We start from the raw sequence: 19,560 nt of genomic DNA on the forward strand, positions 1-19,560 counted from the left end.
CGACGACATGGGGTCTTCCTTCTTTAGCGGGGCCGGCCACCGCCAGGTGTTCGCCCTGGCCCTGCCCATGGTGCTGTCCAACATTACCGTGCCCCTGCTCGGCCTGGTGGACACCATCGTCATCGGCCATCTGGAGCAGGCCTACTACCTGGGTGGGGTGGCGGTGGGCGCCACCATCATCAGCCTGATCTTCTGGCTGCTCGGTTTTTTACGGATGTCGACCACCGGACTGGCGGCCCAGGCCTTCGGCGCAGGTGATGGCGAGCGGCTGTTGCAGGTGCTGGCGCGGGCCCTGCTGCTGGCCTGGGGGCTGGCGTTGCTGATCCTGCTGCTGCAGTGGCCCCTGATGGAGCTGGCCTTCTGGCTGGCCGGCGGCAGCGCCGAAGTGCAGTACCATGGCCGTGAATATGTGAGCATCCGCATCTGGAGCGCGCCGGCGGCCTTGACCAACCTGGTGCTGCTGGGCTGGCTGCTGGGCAACCAGAACGCCCGGGCTCCCATGTGGTTGCTGATCCTGGGCAACGGCGCCAATATCCTGCTCGATATCTGGTTCGTGCTGGGCCTGGGCTGGCAGGTCAAGGGGGCGGCGGCGGCCTCGGTGCTGGCCGACTACCTGGCCATGGGGCTGGGGGCCTGGCTGGTCTGGCGAACGTTGCGCGGCCGCGGGCTCGGGCCCGGTGCCGGTTTCTGGCGGCGCTGCCTGAACCGCGCGGCCTTCGGCCGTCTGCTGGGGCTGAACCGGGACATCTTTATCCGTGCCCTCTGCCTGCAATTGACCTTTGCCTTTATGACCTTCCAGGGCGCCCGGCTGGGGGATGGGGTGGTGGCGGCCAATGCCGTGCTGATGAATTTCCTGATGTTCATCTCCTACGGCCTCGATGGCTTCGCCTACGCGGTGGAGGCCATGGTGGGCAAGGCGGTGGGGGAGGGCAACCGACAGCGATTCCGGCAGGCCTGCGCCCTCAACCTGTTCTGGGGCGCCCTGGTGGCGGTGCTCTTTACCCTGGTGTTCGCCCTGGCCGGTGAGCCGCTGATCGGTCTGATCACCAGTATTCCCGAGGTGCGGAGCCTGGCGGCCCTCTACCTGCCCTGGCTGGTGCTGATGCCGCTGGCCGCCTGCTGGTGCTTTATCCTCGACGGCATCTTTATCGGCACTACCCGCGGGCGGGAGATGCGCGACATGATGCTGGTCGCCACCCTGGGGGTCTTCTTCCCGGTGTGGTGGCTGGCCCGGGGTCTGGATAACCACGGCCTCTGGCTGGCCATGCTCTGCTTTATGCTGGCGCGGGGGCTGACTCTGGGCTGGGCCTGGTGGCGGCTCGATCGTCGGCAGGGTTTTACCGGCGGGGCCGTATTGATGAGAGAGACTAAAGATGTTTGAGATTGCCCTCTACGAGCCGGAAATTGCCCCCAATACCGGCAACATCATGCGCCTGGTGCGCAATAACGGCTGCCGGCTGCACCTGATCGAGCCGCTCGGCTTCGACCTGGAGGAGAAGAAGCTGCGCCGGGCCGGGCTGGATTATGCGGATTTCGGCCGGATCCAGCTGCACTCCAACTACGCGGCGTTTCTGGCGGCCATGGCCGGGCGGCGCCTGTTCGCCTGTACCACCAAGGGCAGCCGGCACCACCACGAGCCGGCCTACCAGCCCGGCGACGTGCTGCTGTTCGGACCCGAGACCCGGGGCCTGCCGGATGCGGTGCTGGCGGCGGTGGCGCCCGAATTTCGCATCCGCATCCCCATGCAGCCCGACAGCCGCAGCCTGAACCTGTCCAACGCGGTGGCGGTCATCAGCTACGAAGCCTGGCGCCAGCAGGGTTTTGCGGGAGCGCGATAAAACCATTTAGACGGTCTGGTTATTAAGGCATAACCATGAAACTCCATTGATTATTTATCGATCACTACGGGCCTGTTCTACAATAGTGAGGCAATTTTTCAGGCAGAAGGAGACGGAGATGTTGGCAAGGCAATGTAGCTATACCCTACAGGGCGCAGAACCACTTCACGCCCACATAGTGGTCAATCCGACCGGCCTGCTGGAAGTTGATATTATCGAGCGTAATCAGCATTTTACCAGCGAGTTTGAACACGTTTACTTCAAGCGGGGCGAGCAGGGCATGGAACTGGTCTGCGAACAGTGCGACGAGGCTCCGCAACAGCAGGTCAGCCTGACTTTGCAGCGGCAGGATGCCTTCGAGCTGTATCAGATGATCGATGACGCCAAGCAGGAACTGGAATGCCTGCTGTGCGATTTATAGCAGCACTACAGCCACGGCAAGCGATTTTATTATTACCCCTCATGCCCCGCGTCCGCGGGGCATTTCATTTAGGCCCCGGCCTTCGGGGTCACATTCGCCGCTCGACGGGGGTATACTAAACCAAATCCCCTTGCCCGGCCGCGCCATGAAGCCATCTTCCTATTCCCGCCTGGTGACCACTGCCGCCGTTGCCGCGTCGGCGGTGGCCGGCACCTTGATACTGGCCAAGCTGCTGGCCTGGTTCTACACCGGCTCCGCCAGCATGCTCGCCTCCCTGACCGACTCCCTGCTGGACATCAGCGCCTCGCTTATCAACCTGATGGCCATCCGTTACGCCCTGGTGCCGCCGGATCAGGACCACAAGTTCGGCCACGGCAAGGCCGAATCCCTGGCGGGGCTGGCCCAGTCGGCCTTTATCAGCGGCTCGGCCATCTTTTTGATCATCAACGGTGTTTCCCGGCTGCTGAATGCCCAGGAGGTGACCCATGCGGAGCTTGGCCTCTGGGTGATGCTGTTTTCCATGGTGCTGACCATCGGCTTGGTCCTGTTCCAGGGCTATGTGATCCGGCGCACCGGCTCCGTGGCCATCCGGGCCGATCAACTGCACTATCGCTCGGATATCCTGCTCAATTTTGGCGTGCTGCTGGCCATCGCCCTGGCCTGGTACGGCTGGCACTGGGCCGATGGCGCCTTCGCGGTGCTGATCGGTGGTTACATACTGCGAGGAGCGCTGAAGATAGGCTACGACTCGGTGCAGATGCTGCTCGACAGGCAGTTGCCGGAAGAAGAGCAAAAGCGCATTATTGATACCTGTTTGGCGGTGGAAGGGGTACGTGGCCTGCATGAGCTGCGTACCCGGCAATCGGGCCCGACCCGTTTTATCCAGCTGCACCTGGAGCTGGATGATCAGCTGCCCCTGGTCCGAGCCCACCGCATCGCCGACAGGGCAGAGCGGGAACTGCGCACCCTGTTTCCCGATACCGACGTCATTATTCATATGGACCCCATCTCGGTCGTTCCCCGTGAGGCCCATTCCCAGGATATGAGTGAACATCAATTTATAGAAAACAAGGTCTAATCCATGGAAGACGGCATTCAATCCAGAACCTGGCTGCGTATCCGCGAAGAAGCCCAGCGGATGATCGCGGAAGAGCCGATGCTCGGCAGCTTTTTTTATTCCACCATCCTCAACCACGATACCCTGAAGTGTGCCCTGAGTTTTATCCTGGCCAACAAGCTGGAAAGCTCGGTGATGCCGGCCATCAGCTTGCGGGAAGTGATAGAGGTGGCGCTGGACGAAGAGCCGGCCATCCTGGACATGGTGGCCACGGATATCTGTGCGGTACAGGAGAGGGATCCGGCGGTGACGCTGTTTTCCACCCCCTTGCTGTACCTCAAAGGCTTCCACGCGCTGCAGGGCTATCGTATCTCCAACTGGCTGTGGCGCCACGGCCGCCGCTCCCTGGCTACCTATCTGCAGAACCAGATTTCGGTGGTCTTCGGGGTGGATGTGCATCCGGCGGCGCGCATCGGCAAGGGCATCATGTTCGACCACGCCACCGGCATAGTGGTGGGGGAGACGGCGGTGATCGAGGACGATGTGTCCATACTGCAGAACGTGACCCTGGGCGGCACCGGCAAGGAAGGCGGCGATCGTCACCCCAAGATCCGGGAGGGGGTGATGATCGGCGCCGGGGCCAAGATTCTGGGCAACATCGAGGTGGGCGAGGGTGCCAAGATCGGTGCCGGCAGCGTGGTGCTGGAGGCGGTGCCGGCCCACACCACCGTTGCCGGGGTGCCGGCCCGGATCGTGGGCCGACCCGGGTCCGACAAGCCGTCGCTGGATATGAGTCAGAATATCTAGGGCGGGCGGCACAAATTGACGGCAAAGAGCCCCGGGGCCGCTTGTTGTCTTGGAGTGGCCGGGGTATGCTCGGGCGTGAGGGGCCTGCGGGCCGGATAACGATGATTAGGGGTTAGTGCATGTCTTTTGATGTATTGGAAAAACTGGAAGCCAAAATCCAGGCGGCGGTAGACACCATTTCCCTGTTGCAGATGGAAGTGGACGAGCTGAAGGAGCAAAACGGCCGTCTGGACGAAGAAAACCAGCAACTGAAGCAGCAGCACGATGCCTGGCAGGAGCGCCTGCGGGTGCTGCTGGGCAAGATCGACCAGGTGGAAGAACACGCCTGAGTACCGAACGCCGGCCATGCCGGCGTTATCTTTTTTACACCAAAGGCCGCCGCCGGTAGAACAGCAGCCCCGGCATCGCCAGTCCGATGGCCAACCCGGCCACGATAAACATCGCCTTGAGAAAGTTGGCCACCAGACTGCCCCACAGCTCCGGGGTATAGCCGTGCTGGCTGATCTCCACCAGGGCGATCATCGCCCGATAGGCGTAGACTCCCGGTATCATGGGGATCACCGCCGCCACCGTGAATACCTTGGGGTGGGCCAGGAAGCGGCGGGCCCAGTAGACCCCCAGCATCCCCACCAGGGTGGCGGCGAGAAAGCTGGCCCATTCTATCGGCATGCCGATCGCCAGCAGCAGGTAGCGGCAACCATGGCCCAGGGCCCCGCCCTGGGCGCAGTATTTGAGCGCGCTCCTGGGAACGTTGAACAGCAGGGCGAAGCCCAGCGCCGGTATCATGGCGAACAGCATGTCGTTGGCCAGCCCTGTCAGCAGCTCCATCACCACCCCCGTATTCCAAGCAGGTTCATCGCCGAGATAATGCCGATGCTGGTGGCCAGGGTCAGCAGGGTGGCCATGGTCCAGCGCGCCAGGCCGGTGTTAATGTAGCCCTTGACCATGTCGGCGGCGGCATTGATCAGGGGAAAGCCCGGCACCAGCATCAGCACCGAGGACGGGATGGCCAGGAAGGGTTGCTCGCCCCAGCGGTGCAGCAGCCCCTGGCTGGCAATCAGGGTGGTGATGAAGGCGGTGACGGCAAAGTTGAGCAGGGGGTTGAAGTGGCGCAGGGCCAGCTCCTGGCGCACCCAGATGCCGCAGGTCGAGGCGACCAGGGTCAGGGCGAATACCGGCCAGTCGGCGCCGGCCAGGCGGGCAAAGGAGGCGCAGGAAAGCCCCACCATCAGGATCACCAGGGGGCGGGGATAGCGCAGCGGCTTGAGCCGGGCCAGCCGGCGAGCCGCGGTCCGGCCGTCGAGCAACCCTTTCTCGGCCATGATGCAGAGCCGCTGCACCTCCGACACCATCTGCATGTTGATGCCCTTGTCGGGACAGCGCCGGCAGGTGGTGAGGCAGTGTCCCCGGAGCAGGGTGGTGACGATCAGCGCATCGTTGGCCAGGCTGACTTCGACCCCGTCCAGCCCCAGGGCCAGACCGAGGCGCCGGGTCAGGGTTTCGATCAGGGCGCTTTCGGCACCATGCTGCATCAGCAACTGACCGGCCTGGATGACCAGCCGCGACAGCTGCCGTTGTGCCGTGTCGGCTGCGGGAGAGAGCCAGTCCTGCATCACACCACCTCCTTAAAGATGATGTATTTTTACTCCGCTTTTTACCTGTTAATGTTGTCGTCTATCAATTTTTAGGTAATAAAACAAAAAAGCCTGTCCGGAGACAGGCTGCTGGCAGGATGGAACCTTATTCTATATCCAGGGGCTCGGGAGAGAGGATGATGCCGGTGGTATCGGCGTAGAGATGATCCTCGGGCAGGAAGGTCACGCCGCCGAAGTTGACCGGAATGTCCTGCTCGCCGATGTCGCTGCCGTCGGCGCCCACCGGGATGGAAGCCAGGGCCTGGATGCCGATGTCCAGTTCTTCCAGGGCGTCGACTTCCCGCACACAGCCATAGCAGACAATGCCTTCCCAGCCGTTTTCCGCCGCCGTCTCGGCGATGTCGGCATCGATAAGCGCCCGGCGCAATGAGCCGCCGCCGTCGATCAGCAATACCCGACCCACGCCATTCTCCTTGACCGCCTCCATGATCAGGCCGTTGGCCTCGAAGCACTTGATGGTGGAAACGGTGCCGCCGAAGGAGCTGCGGCCGCCGAAGCTGGAGAACATGGGTTCGACCACGTCGACCATGTCCATGTAGGTATCGCACAGTTCAGAAGTATTGTATTCCATGGAATCAGCCACATCTGGAAACAAGGTGACTTTCAGTATAAAGAGGCGGGAGCGGTTTTCAATCACAATAATGTGACCGCTCCCGTTATCGGCGGGATCAGAGGATAAAACGGCTCAGATCTTCGTCTTCGACCAGGTTCTTGAGGTAGCGATCCACGTAGTCGGCGTCGATGGTGATGCTTTCGCCGGATTTGTCGGAGGCTTCATAGGACAGCTCGTCCAGCAGCCGCTCCATCACGGTGTGCAGGCGGCGGGCGCCGATGTTTTCGGTGGTCTCGTTGACCCGCCAGGCCGCTTCCGCCAGCCGGCGGATGCCATCCTGGGTGAAGGCGATGCTGACGTTTTCGGTGGCCAGCAGCGCCTTGTACTGCTCGGTAAGCGAGGCGCTGGGCTCGGTGAGGATACGCTCGAAGTCTTCGGTGGTCAGGGAGTTCAGCTCCACCCGGATCGGTAGCCGGCCCTGCAGTTCGGGGATCAGATCCGAGGGTTTGGCCACCTGGAAGGCGCCGGAGGCGATAAACAGCATGTGATCGGTGCGCACCATGCCGTGCTTGGTATTGACGGTGCAGCCTTCCACCAGGGGCAGCAGATCCCGCTGTACCCCTTCCCGGGACACGTCCGGGCCCGAGCTTTCACCGCGCTTGCAGATCTTGTCGATCTCGTCGATAAAGACGATGCCCTGGTTTTCCACCGCGGCGATGGCCTGTTCCTTCAGTTCTTCCGGGTTGAGCAGCTTGGCCGCTTCCTCTTCCACCAGCAGCTTGAGCGCATCCCTGATTTTCATTTTGCGCTGCTTGCTGGTGTTGCCGGACAAATTCTGGAACATGCTCTGCAGCTGGTTGGTCATCTCCTCCATGCCGGGAGGAGCCATGATTTCCACCCCCATCTGCGGCGCCGAGACATTGATTTCAATCTCTTTATCGTCGAGCTGGCCCTCCCGCAACTTCTTGCGGAAGATCTGCCGGCTGTTGCTGTTGTCGGCCTTTTCCTCCTCGCCCCAGGTATTGCGCGGGTTGGGCAGCAGGGCATCGAGGATGCGCTCTTCCGCCGCTTCCTCGGCCCGGTGACGGAACTTGTCCATCTGCTGTTCGCGGGTCATCTTCATGGCGATGTCGGTCAGATCGCGGATGATGGAGTCCACTTCCTTGCCGACATAGCCGACTTCGGTGAACTTGGTCGCTTCCACCTTGATGAAGGGGGCATTGGCCAGCTTGGCCAGGCGGCGGGCGATTTCGGTCTTGCCCACCCCGGTCGGGCCTATCATCAGGATGTTCTTGGGGGTGACTTCCTGGCGCAGTTCGGGCTGGAGCTGCATGCGGCGCCAGCGGTTGCGCAGGGCGATGGCCACGGCGCGCTTGGCCTCGGCCTGGCCGACGATGTGGCGGTCCAGCTCGTGGACGATTTCTCTCGGGGTCATTTCAGACATAATCAAATCCTGTAATACGGGCACCAGCAGGGAAGGGCGCCGGTGAATCAACGGCTGTAGTCGAGCTCTTCGATGGTCTGGTTGCTGTTGGTGTAGACGCAGATGTCGCCGGCGATGGTCAGCGCCTTCTCGACGATGTCGCGGGCGTCCAGCTCGGTGTTCTCCAGCAGGGCGCGGGCGGCGGCCTGGGCGAAGGCGCCGCCGGAACCGATGGCGATCAGATCCTGCTCGGGCTGTACCACGTCGCCGTTGCCGGTGATGATGAAGGAGTGTTTGTCGTCGGCCACCGCCAGCAGGGCCTCCAGCCGGCGCAGCATGCGATCGGTTCGCCAGTCCTTGGCCAGGGCCACGGCGGCGCGTTCCAGGTTGCCCTGGTGGGCCTGCAGCTTGGCTTCGAAGCGTTCCAGCAGGGTAAAGGCGTCGGCGGTGCCGCCGGCGAAGCCGGCCAGTACCTTGCCGTTGAACAGGCGGTGTACCTTGCGGGCGTTGCCTTTCATCACCGTATTGCCGAGGGAAACCTGGCCATCGCCTCCGATGACCACCTTGCCGTTACGGCGAACTGAAACGATTGTTGTCACTGTGAACCTCACTTGACGGTATGGCCAGCCGGACTGGCGGAAATGTCATGCTCACAGTAATGGGGGCGGTGGCGGGAGAGTTCAACCCTACCAGTTCCAGATAGCGCAATGATTGACGTTGGCCCGCAGCAGCTTGTGCTTGTCCTGTTCGGCCTGGCGCTTGCGCTCGTAGGGGCCGAGCACCACCCGGTACCAGACGCCATTGCTGCCCTCGGTGCGGCGGACCTGGGCCACCATGCCCTGGAAGGCGATACGGGCCTTGAGCTGCTCGGCCTGGTCGGCGGAGCGGAAGGAGCCGCATTGCATCTGGTAGCGCACGTTGGACTCTTGCTCCTTGGGCACGTCCACCACGATTTCCTTGTTTTCCAGCTGCTCGATATAGCGCCACTTTTCCACCGGGCGCTGGTCGATGGGATTGACCGGCGCCGGCGGCGGGCTCTGGGTGGTCTGGGCGGCCTTGGCGGTCGTCGCCGTGCGGGTATCGGCCGACCCCTTGACCAGGTAGATCAGGTAGCCCAGGCTGGCGCCGAGCAGCACCACCAGGGTCAGGGCCAGCCAGGGGATCCGCCGCTCCGGCGCCCGGCCGCGCCCGCCGGAGCGGGAACTGCGGCCGTTTTGCTTGGGTTTGCTGCGCCGGACGTAATCCCTGGGCATGGGTTACATGCGCTCCATGGTGTCGATACCGAGCAGCGACAGGCCCTGCTGCAGGACCTTGGCGGTGGCGGCACAGAGGCGCAGCCGGCTGGCGCGCTCGGCGGCGGACACCCCGTCCTTGTTGATGGGGCAGGCCTCGTAGAAGCTCATAAAGGCGCCGGACAGTTCGTAAAGGTAGAGGCACAGCAGGTGCGGCATGCCCTTGTCGGCCACCGACCGGACGGTGTCGTTGAACTGCACCAGCTTCTGGGCCAGGGCCTCTTCCGCCGGCGCCTGGATAAGGATGGCGCCGTCCAACTGGCCCGGGGTGATGCCGGCCTTGCGGAAGATGGATTGTACCCGGGTGTAGGCATACTGCAGGTAGGGGGCGGTGTTGCCCTCGAAGGACAGCATGTTGTCCCAGTCGAAGATATAGTCGGTGGTGCGGCTCTTGGAGAGATCGGCGTATTTCACCGCGCCCATGGCCACCCGCCTGACCACCTGGGCCTTTTCTTCGGCGCTGAGTTCGGTCTGCTTCTGTGCCAGCAGGGCGGCGGCGCGCTCCTCCGCCTCCTCGAGCAGGTCCACCAGCTTGATGGTGCCGCCGGAGCGGGTCTTGAAGGGGCGGCCGTCCTTGCCCAGCATCATGCCAAAGGCGTGGTGCTCCAGGCTGACCGACTCCGGCACATAACCGGCCTGGCGCACTATGCTCCAGGCCTGCATCAGGTGCTGGTGCTGACGGGAGTCGATGAAATAGAGCACCCGGTCGGCCCCCAACTGCTCGTAGCGGTACTTGGCGCAGGCGATGTCGGTGGTGGTGTAAAGGTAGCCGCCATCCTTCTTGCGGATGATGACCCCCATGGGATCGCCGTCCTTGTTCTTGTATTCGTCGAGGTAGACGACGATGGCGCCGTCGTCTTCCACCGCCAGGCCCTTTTTCTGCAGATCGGCGACGATGCCCGCCAGCATGGGGTTGTACATGCTTTCGCCCATCACGTCCGCCGGGCTCAGCGATACGTTGAGCCGGTCGTAGACCTGCTGGTTGTGCTGCAGGGTGATGTCCACCAGTTTCTGCCACATGTTCAGGCAATAGTCATCGCCGCCCTGCAGCCGGACCACGTAGTTGCGGGCGCGCTCGGCAAAATCCGGATCGGCGTCGTACTGCTGCTTGGATTCCCGGTAGAACTGCTCCAGATCCGACAGGCCCGAGGACAGCACAGCCGGATTTTGCTTCTCCAGCTGTTCCAGGTGGGCGATCAGCATGCCGAACTGGGTGCCCCAGTCGCCGATGTGGTTGGCACGGATCACCTTGTGGCCGAGGAATTCCAGGGTACGCACCACGGCATCGCCGATGATGGTGGAGCGCAGGTGGCCCACGTGCATCTCCTTGGCCACGTTGGGGGCGGAGTAGTCCACCACCACCGTCTGCGGCTGCTCTGCGGTCGGTACATTGGCGCGTTCGTCGGCCACCATGGCGTCCACCTGGCGGGCCAGCCAGCCGCTGTCCAGGAAGAAGTTGATAAAGCCGGGGCCGGCCAGCTCGGTCTTGGCCACCAGTTCGGAGGCGGGCAGGTTGTCCACCAGCAACTGGGCCAGGGCGCGGGGATTTTGCCCGGCGGGCTTGGCCAGCAGCAGGGCCAGGTTGGTGGCGAGATCTCCGTGGGCCTTGTCTTTGGTTCGGTCTACCTGGATGCGGGGCGCCAGCTCGGCGGGCAGCTTGCCTTGTTGTTTCAGGGTCGAGACCGTCTGCTCAAGCAGTGCTTGAATATGTTCTTTCATTATCAGTTCACCAAAATTAAGACAAGGTCGGAAGAAACCTGGGGGGAGAAATTCTACTCATAACGGTCGCAGAAAACTACCGTCAAGGGCGTGGCATGGGGCTCCCTGAAAGCGGGCCCGGTAAAAACGGGTCTTTATGGCTACTTGTTCGAGGAGGGGAGGATGTATGAAACTGGCGTTATTGCCGCTGACCCTCCACCTGATGCCCGGTGGCAAGCTGCCCTTGCGCATCTTCGAGCCCAGGTATGTAAGGATGGTCAGCGAAGCGAGCCGAAGCGGTACCGGCTTCGGCATCGGCATGCTCGATGAACTGGACGAGGAAGGCAACAGCGACCTCTTTATGCTGGGCACCCGGGTGCGGATCATCGACTTCTATACCCTGGCGGATGGCCTGCTGGGCATCACCGTCGAGGCGACGGAGCGGTTTCGCATCCGCAGCCTGGAGCGGGAGTCGGATGGCCTGCTGCGGGCCGAGGTCGAGCTGCTCGACAACTGGCAGTCCTGCGCCCTGTCGCCCTTCGAGCAGGTATTGTCCGACAAGTTGCAGGAAGTCTTCGCCGAATACCCGGAGCTGGCCGATTTGCATCCGGCGCCCCGCTGGCGGGACGCGGCCTGGGTGACCCAGCGCTGGCTGGAGGTGCTGCCGATCAAAGGCCAGTTGGCGCAGCTGCTGATGGCGGAAGACAGCTGCCGCCGGGCCCTGGCCTTCCTGATGTCGATGCTCAAGCCCGAGTCCCAGCCGGGCAGCCGGCACTGAGCATTACCACAACTCCACCGGATCGATATCCAGCGACCAGCGCACCTTGCGGGCCGAGGCCAGGGTTTCAATCAAGGCCAGCGCCTGCCGACAGGCGCCGGCGAGTTCGCGGCGGCTGGCGGCCTGCAACAGCAACTGGTAGCGGTACTGGCCGGCCTTTCGTTCCATCTGCGCACTCATGGGCCCGAGACAGAGCACCCCCGGCGACAGGCCGGGGGCCAGCTGCCCGGCCAGTTGCTGCAGAAATTCCTGGCAATACTGGGCACGGGTGGCCTGCACCCGGAACAGGGCCTGGAAGCTGAAGGGCGGCAAGGCAGCGGCCTGGCGTTCCCGCAGGGCGCCCTGGGCGAAATGGCGATAGCCCTGGTTGGCCAGATCCTGCAGCAGGGCGTGTTCCGGATGGTGGCTCTGCAGCACCACCCGGCCCGGCTTGCTGGCCCGGCCGGCCCGGCCCGCCACCTGGATATAGAGCTGGGCGAAGCGCTCGGTGGCGCGGAAGTCGCTGGCGAACAGGGCGCCGTCCACGTCCAGCATGGCCACCAGGGTGACGTCGGGAAAATGGTGCCCCTTGGCCAGCATCTGGGTGCCGATCAGGATCTGGTACCTGCCGGCGCGGATGCCGTCCAGATGCTGCTGGAAACTGCCCTTGCGGCGGGTGTTGTCCCGGTCGATACGGATGCTGGCGTACTGGGGAAAGAGTCCGGCCAGGGCCTGCTCCACCTGCTCGGTGCCCAGCCCGGTGCCCATCAGCTGCTGGCTGCCGCACTGGGGGCAACGGGGGGGCAAGGGACGCTGGTGATCGCAGTGGTGGCAGTGCAGACGGGACTGCTGCCGGTGCCAGGTGTAGTGGGCGTCGCAACGTTCGCAGTCGGCCAGCCAGCCGCAGTCGTGGCAGAGCAGCGCCGGGGCGTAGCCGCGGCGGTTGAGGAACAGCATCACCTGGTTGCCCTGGGCCAGTTCCTGCTCCATCAGTTGCAGCAACTGGGGGGAAAGACCGGCCTGCAACTGCACATGCTTGCTGTCCAGCAGCAGGTGCCGGGCGACGGTGGCGGTACCGGGGCGCTGGCTCAGGATCAGGTGGCGGTACTTGCCGGTGGCGGCGTTGTGCAGGCTCTCGAAGCTGGGGGTGGCCGAGCCGAGCAGGATGGGGATGTCCAACTGGCGGGCGCGTAGCAGGGCCAGATCCCGGGCGTGATAGCGAAAGCCGTCCTGCTGCTTGAAGGAGGTGTCGTGCTCCTCGTCGATGATGATAAGGCCCAGTTGCCGGAAGGGGGTCAGCAGTGCCGAGCGGGTGCCGATCAGGATGGCGGTGCCGCCGTCCCGGCAGGCCAGCCAGGTATCCAGCCGCTCCCGTTCGCTCATGCCCGAATGCAGGGTACTGACCGGTGCCCGGAACCGGCGCTGGAAGCGTGCTATGGTCTGGGGGGTCAGGCCGATTTCCGGCACCAGCACCAGCACCTGCCGGCCGGCCGCGAGCACCGGCTCCATCGCCTGCAGGTAGACCTCGGTCTTGCCGGAGCCGGTGATCCCTTCCAGCAGGAAAGGCACGAATCCCTCGGCCTGGTGCAGCAGGCTGACCGCCAGGGCCTGCTCGCGGCCCAGCCGGGGCTTGTCGTCCTGGTTGATGGCCAGGGCCGGCCGCCAGTCGTCCCGTGCCGGCAACTGCTCCCGTTTTTCTATCACTCCCTTCCTGGCCAGGGCCTGGAGGATGGGGCTGCCGATGCCCCTGGCGTCCAGCTCGCCGCTGGTCAGCGGCCCCTGGCGCAGCAGGGTCAGGGCCTGCTGTTGCTTGACCGCCTGGGCGGAAACCCGCGCATCCGGCTCGAGCAGGTGCCAGTAGTCCATGCTGCGGTAGCCGGCCGTCTCCCCCTTGCGCAGCAGGGTGGGCAGGGCCTGGAAGTAGACTTCGCCGGGCGCATGCAGGTAGTAGCCGGTGGCCCAGGCCAGCAGCCGGAGATCGGCATCGGCCAGCACCGGTTCCTCGTCCAGCACCGAGTCCAGGGGCTTGAGCTTGTCGGGAGGAACCTCCGACGCCGTGGGGTGATCAAGCACCAGGGCCACCAGGGTGCGATTGCCGAACGGAACCCTGACCCGGCAGCCCCTGGCCGGCAGGGGCAGGGGGCAGAGATAGTCGAATTCCCGCCGCAACGGAACGGGCAGGACCACCCTGAGCAAGCCGTACTGGGCCAGTGTCGTCATTGGTGATTTTCCCCCCTGTTACCCTTGCCTGCAAAAAGGCGATCCTATATTATTCGCACCCTTCACAAAACGTGTATCACTCGTGTGGTGTCTGGCTCAGGATCAGATAGCGACACGGCCTACAGACAGAGGTTGTCCATGAAACAAGGTATCCACCCGGAATACAAAGAAATTGTTGCCAAATGTTCTTGCGGTAACGAGATCAAGACCCGCTCCACCCTGGGCCATGATCTGAACCTGGACGTTTGCTCCGCCTGCCACCCCTTCTACACCGGCAAGCAGAAGATTGTTGACACCGGCGGCCGTGTTGATCGCTTCAACAAGCGCTTCGGCGCCCTGTCCAGCAAGAAGTAAGCACTTCCTGCTCAAAAAAAGGCGCCCCGGGCGCCTTTTTTGTTCCTCTCTTCTTGCGCCGGAGCCGGCTCCTTTCCATGGTTACTCCTGATACCCGTGAGGAAGCGCCATGTCCCGTTGGAAATACATTCTTGTCCTGCTGTGCTGGCCGCCCGTGGCCGTGGCCGGCTGCCCCCATTTGCAGCCGGATGAAGAGGTGCTTGTTCGCCATGTTATAGATGGTGATACTGTTATCTTGAAAGATGGCAGGGTTATTCGCTTTATCGGCGTGGATGCGCCAGAATTAAACAAACACAACAATGGCTTGCCGGAGTTCGGCGCCGAGGCAGCGCGGGACTGGCTTGTAAATAAAATTGTAAAACAGAGTCAATTGAAACTGGTTTTTGGGGTCAAAAGACGTGATGATTATGGCCGCTGGCTGGCCCACCCGCTCACGTCCGAGGGCGAACTGCTGGTCACGCAGATGCTGACCCAGGGGCTGGGCCGGCTGATGCTGTTTCCGCCCAATCACGACTACTGGCCCTGCTGGCTGGAGGCGGAGCGGCAGGCTCGACGTAGCCGCCGGGGTATCTGGTCGATACCGCTTGCCGCGACGCCCGTCGCGGCCGGCTGGCAGCAGCTTTCAGGCCTCGTGGTCCGGGGCATTTCGGGACGAGGAAGGTTGGAACTCGTGCTGGAGGGCGAGCTCAGGATCCGGGCCGGCAAACGGCTGCCGTCCGAAGCCCGCCATCGATTGGCGCTGCTCGGGCCGGGTGACCGCCTGTTCGTCCGGGGCTGGGTCAGGCCCGCCGGGAATGGTTGGCAGCTGTGGCTAAACCATCCCTGGCAGTTTTACCAGGAAAAAGTTAGTGATTGTGCTGGGCAATGTTGAATAAGTTGACTACTATCACATTGTATAAACATTGTGGTAAACTTGTTCACACTTTAAAAGCACAAATGTCAACAATCGCATCAGGGTACTCGCAGAATGACCGACTTTCGTCAAAAAGCGCTCGACTATCATGCCTTCCCCAAGCCGGGCAAGATCTCCGTCGAAATCAGCAAACCGGCAGAAACCGCCAAGGATCTCGCCCTCGCCTACAGCCCGGGCGTGGCCGAGCCGGTGCGTGAGATCGCTGCCGATCCCGAGAACGCCTACAAATATACCGCCAAGGGCAACCTGGTGGCGGTGATCAGTAACGGTACCGCCATCCTCGGCCTGGGCAATCTGGGCCCGCTGGCCTCCAAGCCGGTGATGGAAGGCAAGGCCCTGCTGTTCAAGCGGTTCGCCGGTCTCGACTCCATCGACATCGAAGTCAAGCACCGCACCACCGAAGAATTCATTCAGACCGTGGCGGCCATCGCCGACACCTTCGGCGGCATCAACCTGGAAGACATCAAGGCGCCCGAGTGCTTCGAGATCGAAAAAGCCCTGATCGAGCGCTGCAACGTGCCCGTGTTCCACGATGACCAGCACGGGACCGCCATCGTCACCGCCGCCGGCATGCTCAACGCCCTCGAGATCCAGGGCAAGAACATCCACGACGTGCGCATCGTCTGCATGGGCGCCGGTGCCGCTGCCGTGGCCTGTATGGAACTGCTGATCAAGTGTGGTGCCCAGCGCGAGAACATCTACATGCTGGACCGCAAGGGCGTGATCCACACCCGCCGCGACGACCTGAACGAGTACAAGGAACTGTTCGCCAACAACACCGACAAGCGCACCCTGGAAGATGTGATCACCGACGCCGATGTGTTTGTGGGCGTATCCGGTCCGGATGTGCTGCCGGCGGAAGCGGTGGCGATGATGGCGGAAAAGCCGGTGATCTTCGCCTGCTCCAACCCGGATCCGGAAATCAAGCCCGAGCTGGCTCATTCCGTGCGCCAGGATCTGGTGATGGGGACCGGTCGCTCCGACTATCCCAACCAGGTCAACAACGTGCTGTGCTTCCCCTTCATCTTCCGCGGTGCCCTGGACGTGCGTGCGTCCCGCATCAACGACGAGATGAAAGTGGCGGCCGTAGAAGCCATCCGTAGCCTGGCCAAGGAGCCGGTGCCCCAGGAAGTGCTGGCCGCGGCCGGCGTGGAAGCTCTGGAATTCGGCAAGGACTACGTGATCCCGAAGCCGATGGATCCGCGCCTGTTGCCGCGCGTGGCCCGCGCCGTGGCCGTGGCTGCGGTCGAGTCCGGTGTGGCCGGCATCGAGCTGCCTGCCAACTATATGCTGGACTGAGCACCGGTCCGGTAACAGAAAAAGGGGAGCTTCGGCTCCCCTTTTTGCTGTTTAGGATGTGAGGTGTGAGGTGTGAGGTGTGAGGTGTGAGGTGTGAGGTGTGAGGTGTGAGGTGTCCAAACTGGAGTGACTCCAGGCCCCTTACTCACCCCTCACCCCTCACCCCCCGCGTTTGGTCAGGTAAACCCCGGCTTCCATATGGTGGGTGTAGGGGAACTGGTCGAACAGGGCGAAGCGGCTGATCCTGTGCGTGTCGGCCAGGGTATCCAGGTTTTGTCGCAGGGTCTCCGGGTTGCAGGAAATATAGACGATATTGTCGTATTCCTGCACCAGGCGTACGGTATCCTCGTCCAGGCCGGCCCGGGGCGGGTCCACCAGTATGGTGTTGCAGTGGTAGCCTTGCAGGTCGATACCCTGCAGGCGGCGAAACTCGCGCACACCGCGCATGGCCTGGGTGAATTCTTCCGCCGACATCCGCAGTATGGTGACGTTGTCGATGCCGTTGGCGGCGATGTTGTATTGGGCCGACTTGACCGAGGAGCTGGAGATTTCGGTGGCCAGCACCCGGCGGAAGTTGGCCGCCAGGGCCAGGGAGAAGTTGCCGTTGCCGCAGTAGAGCTCGAGCAGATCGCCCGCGGCACCCCGGGTGACATCCAGGGCCCAGGCCAGCATCTGCTCGTTCATCCGGCCGTTGGGCTGGGTAAAGCTGTTTTCCACCTGCTGGTAGACCAGCTCCCGGCCCGCCACCTGCAGTTTCTCGACCACATAGTCGCGCTCCACCACCCACTTCTGCTTCTTGGCCCGGCCGATGATGTCGACCACTATACCCAGTTCACGCAACTGAGTGCGCAAGGCCCGCGCCGCCTGCTGCCAGTCTTCATCCAGCTGGCGGTGGTAGAGCAGGCTTATCACCAGCTCACCGCTGAGGGACGACAGAAAGTCCACCTGGAACAGCTTGCGGCGCAGTACCGGCGAGGGGCGCAAGGCATCCAGCAACAGCGGCATGGCCCTGTTGATCAGCAGCGAGGCGGCGGGGAACTGTTCGACCCGGTATTTCTGCTTGCTGGCCTGATCGAACATGATGTAGTAGAGATCGTCCCCCTGGTGCCACACCCGAAACTCGGCCCGCATCCGGTAATGCTCCGGAGCGGAGGCGAACACCTCCAACGCCGGCGGGGCAAAGCCGGCAAACTCCTGCCGCAGGCGTTCGGCCTTTTCGTCCAGCTGGCGGGGGTAATGGGTGGTATCGAGGTGGGTCATGATCGGGCTCCTGTACAGCGAGCCGCCGATTCTAAGGACTCTGGCTCATTTGTCCAGTTTGTGGCCGATGGAAGCGCGGGCGGGTGCTTCGTTGTAGCCATCCAGCATTCTTTATGGCTGTTTTTGATATACAGCCGGGGGGGCTTTCCCTATAATGCCCACCGCTTTGGTGCCGACAGGCGTAAACGGGAATCCGGTGTAAATCCGGAGCTGGCGCGCAGCGGTAATAAGGAACGAAAGCGACGCGGGGGAAAGCCCCGAGCACTGCCCGGCATGGGCGGGAAGCTGTCGCCTAGGTGGATGCCATGCATCTGTGCCTTTAAGCCCGAATACCTGCCAAGGCGGCTGTCCAGGAAGGGCCTGGCAGCCGATGCTACGCGTTCTAGGGAAGCACAAGATGTCTAAACAATGGCTGGCAGCCGCCTTGCTGCCGTGGGCGGCCTTTGCCCAGAATTCCTCCGACTCTACCGATATCACCATCTACAACCGGGTAACGCAACCGCTCACCAGCGCGCTGGCTCCGGTGGAAGTGATCACCAAATCCGAAATCGAACGGCGGCAGCCCCGCTCCCTGGTGGATCTGCTGGAAACCCTGCCGGGGATGCAGTTCGGCAGCCAGAACGGCGGCATTGGCCAGCAATCGAGTTTATTTGTCCGTGGCACCAACTCGGATCATGTGCTGGTGCTGATGAACGGCAGACCCATGGCGCAGATGGTATCCAGCAATGTCGATTTCAGCCAGTTACCGGTCTCCAATGTGGAGCGCATCGAGTATATCCGTGGTCCCCGCGCCGCCATCTACGGCTCCAAGGCCATCGGTGGGGTGGTCAATATCATCACTACATCCGAAGTGAACACTACTCAGGTTGGTGTCACCACCGGCAGCAATGATTACTATGCCGCCGATCTGTCCATCAACCAGTGGGTGACTGATGCCACCCGGCTGCAATTGGCCTCTGGTTATCGTGAGACCCGGGGCTATGATGTGCAGCCTGGCAATAATCAGCCCGATAGAGATGGTTTTGAAAGTAAAAATCTGACTCTGGGTATTGAGCATCAGTTAAACCAGCAATGGACCTTGGATGCCAATTTCAATGGTTGGAAGAATAACCTTGAATATGATGGCTGGACCGATATTAATGAAACGAAGGCCTACCAGATTGATACGGGTATTCGTTATCAGGGCAAGGAGTTAGTTGGCCAACTGAACGCCAGCTATGGTGAATACGAAGCGGAAGACTGGAATAAAGGGGCTGGTCGCCAAACTGCTTCCAATACCAGCACTGCCACTACCCGTCTCGATGGCTTGACCCAGTACCACTACTCCGAACAGGGCTATGTACTGATGGGAATGGACTGGCAGCGGGATCGGCTGCTGGCTAGAACCACAGGCACCACCGCTCCTGACCGAGACAATACTGGTGTTTACGCATCCGTCTTTCATACTTGGGCTCCGGTATCAATCGAGCTGACCGGCCGGATGGATGATAATGAACAGTTTGGTACTTACGGAACTTGGCAGAGTGCCTTGTCGGTTGCCTTGCCCGAGCAGCATAAGGCTACATTAAGCTATGGCACTGCATTTAGAGCACCAAATTTACTGGAATTATACGCTTTTTGGGGGAACCCAAATTTCGATCCAGAGGAGTCCGAAAACTGGGAGTTGTCATTCACAGGTGACTATCAGAGGTTTAATTGGCAACTGAATTTGTATCGTAATGAAATTGATAACTTGCTTTTTAGTCAAAGCCCAACAAGGAAGGACAGTACAGATACGCTAATCAAAGGTGCAGAGTTTGTAGTGAAAGCTACGACTGGTCCTGTACACCATACCGCCAGCTATGAATACACCGACGCGGAAGATCAGCGTGCTCCTAACCAAGGTAAACAATTAGTTAACCGTGCGAAGCGCAAACTCAGCTGGACCGGTGACATCGATATAGCTAACACTAACCTGTTTGCTCAGGTGTTGTATGTCGGTGATCGTGAAACATTTGATGCAAATACTTTTGC

20 protein-coding genes and 1 riboswitch (1 of these 21 cut by a window edge) are annotated in these 19,560 nt (G+C 61.9%); of the genes, 11 read left to right on the forward strand and 9 right to left on the reverse strand.

Annotated features, from left to right (window positions below):
• The first annotated feature begins 7 nt into the window (after positions 1-7).
• The 6 genes from dinF to AN401_RS00955 all read left to right on the forward strand — a co-directional run bounded on the left by dinF (position 8) and on the right by AN401_RS00955 (position 4,452).
• Positions 8-1,381, forward strand: coding sequence for an MATE family efflux transporter DinF (gene dinF / locus AN401_RS00930; protein WP_094038759.1), 1,374 nt, complete (start codon positions 8-10; stop codon positions 1,379-1,381).
• Positions 1,374-1,838, forward strand: a complete 465-nt coding sequence (locus AN401_RS00935) for a tRNA (cytidine(34)-2'-O)-methyltransferase (protein ID WP_094038758.1) — start codon at positions 1,374-1,376, stop codon at positions 1,836-1,838. Before dinF ends, AN401_RS00935 begins: the two co-directional genes overlap by 8 nt.
• 118 nt (positions 1,839-1,956) lie before the next feature.
• Positions 1,957-2,259: a hypothetical protein gene (locus AN401_RS00940; protein ID WP_094038757.1), complete on the forward strand. Its 303-nt coding sequence runs from the start codon at positions 1,957-1,959 to the stop codon at positions 2,257-2,259.
• A gap of 145 nt (positions 2,260-2,404) precedes the next feature.
• Complete coding sequence (fieF, locus tag AN401_RS00945) at positions 2,405-3,337, forward strand: cation efflux pump FieF (RefSeq protein WP_094038756.1); 933 nt, start codon at positions 2,405-2,407, stop codon at positions 3,335-3,337.
• 3 nt (positions 3,338-3,340) lie between these two features.
• Entirely contained in the window at positions 3,341-4,123 is a 783-nt protein-coding gene (gene cysE / locus AN401_RS00950; RefSeq protein ID WP_094038755.1) for a serine O-acetyltransferase, read from the forward strand.
• Positions 4,124-4,242: 119 nt separating this feature from the next.
• The gene (locus AN401_RS00955) at positions 4,243-4,452 is read left to right on the forward strand and encodes a cell division protein ZapB (RefSeq protein WP_094038754.1); all 210 of its coding nucleotides are present in this window, start codon (positions 4,243-4,245) and stop codon (positions 4,450-4,452) included.
• A 34-nt stretch (positions 4,453-4,486) separates the two neighbouring features.
• Here AN401_RS00955 and AN401_RS00960 read toward each other — a convergent pair whose 3' ends face one another.
• The 7 genes from AN401_RS00960 to argS form a co-directional block, all read right to left on the reverse strand.
• Positions 4,487-4,954, reverse strand: a complete 468-nt coding sequence (locus AN401_RS00960; protein ID WP_217898117.1) for a threonine/serine exporter family protein — start codon at positions 4,952-4,954, stop codon at positions 4,487-4,489.
• A complete protein-coding gene (locus AN401_RS00965; RefSeq protein ID WP_096778307.1) occupies positions 4,951-5,736 on the reverse strand; it encodes a threonine/serine exporter family protein in 786 nt (261 codons plus the stop codon). Before AN401_RS00965 ends, AN401_RS00960 begins: the two co-directional genes overlap by 4 nt.
• Before the next feature lie 127 nt (positions 5,737-5,863).
• Positions 5,864-6,349, reverse strand: coding sequence for a ribonuclease E activity regulator RraA (rraA, locus tag AN401_RS00970; RefSeq protein ID WP_094038751.1), 486 nt, complete (start codon positions 6,347-6,349; stop codon positions 5,864-5,866).
• A 97-nt stretch (positions 6,350-6,446) separates the two neighbouring features.
• On the reverse strand, positions 6,447-7,775 hold the full coding sequence (gene hslU, locus AN401_RS00975) for an HslU--HslV peptidase ATPase subunit (protein WP_096778308.1): 1,329 nt from the start codon (positions 7,773-7,775) through the stop codon (positions 6,447-6,449).
• 47 nt (positions 7,776-7,822) lie between these two features.
• Positions 7,823-8,353 carry an ATP-dependent protease subunit HslV gene (hslV, locus tag AN401_RS00980; protein ID WP_094038749.1) on the reverse strand — a complete coding sequence of 177 codons (531 nt, stop codon included), beginning with the start codon at positions 8,351-8,353 and terminating at the stop codon, positions 7,823-7,825.
• 87 nt (positions 8,354-8,440) lie between these two features.
• A complete protein-coding gene (locus tag AN401_RS00985; RefSeq protein ID WP_094038748.1) occupies positions 8,441-9,007 on the reverse strand; it encodes an SPOR domain-containing protein in 567 nt (188 codons plus the stop codon).
• A gap of 3 nt (positions 9,008-9,010) precedes the next feature.
• Positions 9,011-10,765 (reverse strand): arginine--tRNA ligase, encoded by a 1,755-nt coding sequence (gene argS, locus AN401_RS00990; protein WP_096778309.1) that lies wholly within the window; start codon positions 10,763-10,765, stop codon positions 9,011-9,013.
• Positions 10,766-10,931: 166 nt separating this feature from the next.
• Between argS and AN401_RS00995 the strand changes: the two genes are divergently transcribed.
• Entirely contained in the window at positions 10,932-11,522 is a 591-nt protein-coding gene (locus AN401_RS00995; RefSeq protein ID WP_096778310.1) for an LON peptidase substrate-binding domain-containing protein, read from the forward strand.
• A 3-nt stretch (positions 11,523-11,525) separates the two neighbouring features.
• On the opposite strand, the gene priA is transcribed toward AN401_RS00995, so the two are convergent.
• Complete coding sequence (gene priA, locus AN401_RS01000) at positions 11,526-13,721, reverse strand: primosomal protein N' (protein WP_096778311.1); 2,196 nt, start codon at positions 13,719-13,721, stop codon at positions 11,526-11,528.
• A 138-nt stretch (positions 13,722-13,859) separates the two neighbouring features.
• Between priA and rpmE the strand changes: the two genes are divergently transcribed.
• From rpmE to AN401_RS01015, 3 genes are all read left to right on the forward strand, one after another.
• Positions 13,860-14,075, forward strand: coding sequence for a 50S ribosomal protein L31 (rpmE, locus tag AN401_RS01005; RefSeq protein ID WP_094038744.1), 216 nt, complete (start codon positions 13,860-13,862; stop codon positions 14,073-14,075).
• A gap of 109 nt (positions 14,076-14,184) precedes the next feature.
• Positions 14,185-14,946: a thermonuclease family protein gene (locus tag AN401_RS01010; RefSeq protein WP_096778312.1), complete on the forward strand. Its 762-nt coding sequence runs from the start codon at positions 14,185-14,187 to the stop codon at positions 14,944-14,946.
• Between the two features lie 96 nt (positions 14,947-15,042).
• Positions 15,043-16,287, forward strand: coding sequence for a malic enzyme-like NAD(P)-binding protein (locus AN401_RS01015; protein WP_094038742.1), 1,245 nt, complete (start codon positions 15,043-15,045; stop codon positions 16,285-16,287).
• 159 nt (positions 16,288-16,446) lie between these two features.
• Here AN401_RS01015 and trmA read toward each other — a convergent pair whose 3' ends face one another.
• Positions 16,447-17,547, reverse strand: a complete 1,101-nt coding sequence (gene trmA / locus AN401_RS01020) for a tRNA (uridine(54)-C5)-methyltransferase TrmA (RefSeq protein ID WP_096778313.1) — start codon at positions 17,545-17,547, stop codon at positions 16,447-16,449.
• Between the two features lie 150 nt (positions 17,548-17,697).
• Positions 17,698-17,902, forward strand: a riboswitch (cobalamin riboswitch).
• 42 nt (positions 17,903-17,944) lie between these two features.
• On the opposite strand from trmA, the gene AN401_RS01025 reads away from it, so the two are divergent.
• Positions 17,945-19,560 carry the 5' portion of a TonB-dependent receptor domain-containing protein gene (locus AN401_RS01025; RefSeq protein WP_094038795.1) on the forward strand. The gene runs 175 nt beyond the window's last position, so the window shows 1,616 of its 1,791 coding nt (coding positions 1-1,616); the start codon lies at positions 17,945-17,947; the stop codon falls past the right edge of the window.

The sequence above is a fragment of the Zobellella denitrificans genome (assembly GCF_002407485.1).
GTDB classification, from domain to species: Bacteria; Pseudomonadota; Gammaproteobacteria; order Enterobacterales; family Aeromonadaceae; genus Oceanimonas; species Oceanimonas denitrificans.

Excerpts from the sequence above, each read along its gene's own strand:
- dinF (WP_094038759.1), top strand. The coding sequence starts at position 8 with ATGGGGTCTTCCTTCTTTAGCGGGGCCGGCCACCGCCAGGTGTTCGCC.
- AN401_RS00935 (WP_094038758.1), top strand. The coding sequence starts at position 1,374 with ATGTTTGAGATTGCCCTCTACGAGCCGGAAATTGCCCCCAATACCGGC.
- AN401_RS00940 (WP_094038757.1), top strand. The coding sequence starts at position 1,957 with ATGTTGGCAAGGCAATGTAGCTATACCCTACAGGGCGCAGAACCACTT.
- fieF (WP_094038756.1), top strand. The coding sequence starts at position 2,405 with ATGAAGCCATCTTCCTATTCCCGCCTGGTGACCACTGCCGCCGTTGCC.
- cysE (WP_094038755.1), top strand. The coding sequence starts at position 3,341 with ATGGAAGACGGCATTCAATCCAGAACCTGGCTGCGTATCCGCGAAGAA.
- AN401_RS00955 (WP_094038754.1), top strand. The coding sequence starts at position 4,243 with ATGTCTTTTGATGTATTGGAAAAACTGGAAGCCAAAATCCAGGCGGCG.
- AN401_RS00965 (WP_096778307.1), bottom strand. The coding sequence starts at position 5,736 with ATGCAGGACTGGCTCTCTCCCGCAGCCGACACGGCACAACGGCAGCTG.
- rraA (WP_094038751.1), bottom strand. The coding sequence starts at position 6,349 with ATGGAATACAATACTTCTGAACTGTGCGATACCTACATGGACATGGTC.
- hslU (WP_096778308.1), bottom strand. The coding sequence starts at position 7,775 with ATGTCTGAAATGACCCCGAGAGAAATCGTCCACGAGCTGGACCGCCAC.
- AN401_RS00985 (WP_094038748.1), bottom strand. The coding sequence starts at position 9,007 with ATGCCCAGGGATTACGTCCGGCGCAGCAAACCCAAGCAAAACGGCCGC.
- argS (WP_096778309.1), bottom strand. The coding sequence starts at position 10,765 with ATGAAAGAACATATTCAAGCACTGCTTGAGCAGACGGTCTCGACCCTG.
- AN401_RS00995 (WP_096778310.1), top strand. The coding sequence starts at position 10,932 with ATGAAACTGGCGTTATTGCCGCTGACCCTCCACCTGATGCCCGGTGGC.
- priA (WP_096778311.1), bottom strand. The coding sequence starts at position 13,721 with ATGACGACACTGGCCCAGTACGGCTTGCTCAGGGTGGTCCTGCCCGTT.
- rpmE (WP_094038744.1), top strand. The coding sequence starts at position 13,860 with ATGAAACAAGGTATCCACCCGGAATACAAAGAAATTGTTGCCAAATGT.
- AN401_RS01010 (WP_096778312.1), top strand. The coding sequence starts at position 14,185 with ATGTCCCGTTGGAAATACATTCTTGTCCTGCTGTGCTGGCCGCCCGTG.
- AN401_RS01015 (WP_094038742.1), top strand. The coding sequence starts at position 15,043 with ATGACCGACTTTCGTCAAAAAGCGCTCGACTATCATGCCTTCCCCAAG.
- trmA (WP_096778313.1), bottom strand. The coding sequence starts at position 17,547 with ATGACCCACCTCGATACCACCCATTACCCCCGCCAGCTGGACGAAAAG.